Source organism: Arthrobacter sp. C152 (assembly GCF_054890965.1).
In genome coordinates, this window is record NZ_JBTZSU010000080.1 from 1 (window position 1) to 2,082 (window position 2,082).

2 protein-coding genes are annotated in these 2,082 nt (G+C 66.1%); both read right to left on the reverse strand.

The features are described 5' to 3' along the window. Positions 1–560: glucose-6-phosphate dehydrogenase assembly protein OpcA (locus ACYSM9_RS21755; RefSeq protein WP_461859024.1), on the reverse strand; the 560-nt coding region annotated here is incomplete at its 3' end. Further along, on the reverse strand, positions 557–2,082 hold a 1,526-nt coding region (zwf, locus tag ACYSM9_RS21760; RefSeq protein ID WP_461859025.1), incomplete at its 5' end, for a glucose-6-phosphate dehydrogenase. The genes ACYSM9_RS21755 and zwf, both read right to left, overlap by 4 nt.

Sequence of the window (2,082 nt, forward strand, 5' to 3'; positions counted from 1 at the left end):
TCCAGTGCGGCGGCGAGTTGGATGCGCCAGTTGGTCAGGCGGGTCCAGGCGAGGTCGGTGTCGCCGGCTTTGTAGGTCCGGTTGATCCGTTCCAGCGCCGCCTGGGGGTCGGGTTCGTTGGCGGAGTCGGTGATCCGGCGGTGCGCGATCGCGCCGATGGAGGTTTCGCAGGCGTTTTCGGGGGCGCCGTGCGGCCACCACGCCACGATGGGCGCGTCGGGCAGCAGCAGCGCGGCGACGAGGGACTCGGACTCGTGCGCGAGCTGGCCGTAGCCGCGCAGCACGATCACCTCCGAGGCGCCGGCGTCCCCGCCGACCCGGATCTGCGCGTCGAGCCGGTCGGCGTGGTCCTTCCCGGCGTCGGCGAGCACGATGATCCGGCAGGGATGTTCCCGGGACGCGTCGTTCGCGGCCTCGATCGCTTCTTCCTCCAGCCCCGATTTGGTGACGACCACGAGGGTCAGGACCCGGCCGAGGGCGATCACGCCGCCCTGCTCGCGCAGGGCCATCAGTTCCTTGGAGACCTTCGAGGTGGTGGTATCGGGCAGGTTAACAATCATGGCCTTCTCCAGGTTCGTCCGTCACGGGCCAGCAGCTCATCAGCGGAGGCCGGGCCCCAGGAGCCGGGGGCGTAGGGTTCGGGCTGCTCACCCAGGGACGCCCAGTATTCCTCGAACGGGTCAAGGATCTTCCAGGACAGCTCCACTTCCTCATGCCGCGGGAACAGCGGCGGCTCACCCAGCAACACATCCAAAATGAGGCGTTCATACGCTTCCGGGGAGGATTCGGTGAACGAGTGCCCGTACCCGAAGTCCATCGTCACGTCCCGGACTTCCATCTGGGTGCCGGGGACCTTGGACCCGAACCGGATCGTCACACCCTCATCGGGCTGGACCCGGATCACCACGGCGTTCTGCCCGAAGTCATCCTCGCCATGATCGGTGAAGAGCAGGTTCGGGGCGCGCTTGAACACCACCGCGATCTCCGTCACCCGCCGCCCCAGCCGCTTCCCGGCCCGCAGGTAGAACGGGACCCCGGACCACCGGCGGGTATGGATGTCCACCCGCACCGCCGCATACGTCTCCGTCGTCGAGTTCGCCGGGATGCCCTCCTCTTCCAGGTAGCCCTGGACCTGCTCGCCGCCCTGCCAGCCGCCGGTGAACTGCCCCCGCGCCGAATGCGTCGACAAATCCTCCGGGAGCTTGACCGCGGCCAACACTTTTTCCTTCTCCGCGCGCAGGTCATCGGCGTTGAACGAGATCGGTTCCTCCATCGCCGTCAACGCCAGCAGCTGCAGCAGGTGGTTCTGGATCACGTCCCGGGCCGCGCCGACCCCGTCGTAATACCCCGCCCGGCCACCGGTACCGATGTCCTCGGCCATCGTGATCTGGACATGGTCCACGTAGTTCGCGTTCCACAACGGCTCGAACAACTGGTTCGCGAACCGCAACGCCAGGATGTTCTGCACCGTTTCCTTGCCCAGGTAATGGTCAATCCGGAACACCGCATCCGGCGGGAACACCGACTCCACAATGTCATTGAGCTTCCGCGCCGACTCCAGGTCATGACCGAACGGCTTCTCGATCACCACCCGCCGCCACTTATCCCCCTCAGCCTGCGCCAGGCCATGCTTGGACAACTGCCGGCAGACCTGCTCAAACGCCTTCGGCGGGATCGACAAATAAAACGCGTGGTTCCCCCGCGTCCCGCGGACATCATCGAGTTCCTTGATCGTCTCGCCCAACCGCTCGAACGCCGCGTCGTCGTCGAACTCGCCCTGGACAAACCGGATCCCCTCGGACAGCTGGTTCCACACCGCCTCATCAAACGGCGTCCGCGCATGCGCCTGCACCGAAGCCTTCACCTCGGCAGCGAAATCCTCCTTGTCCCACTCCCGCCGGGCAAACCCGACCAACGCGAAACTCGGCGGCAACAACCCACGGTTCGCCAGGTCATACACCGCCGGCATCAACTTCTTCCGGGCAAGGTCACCCGTCACCCCAAAAAGGACCAACGACGACGGCCCGGCAATCCGGTTCAAACGACGATCACGCGGGTCACGCAACGGATTACGCCCGCGGC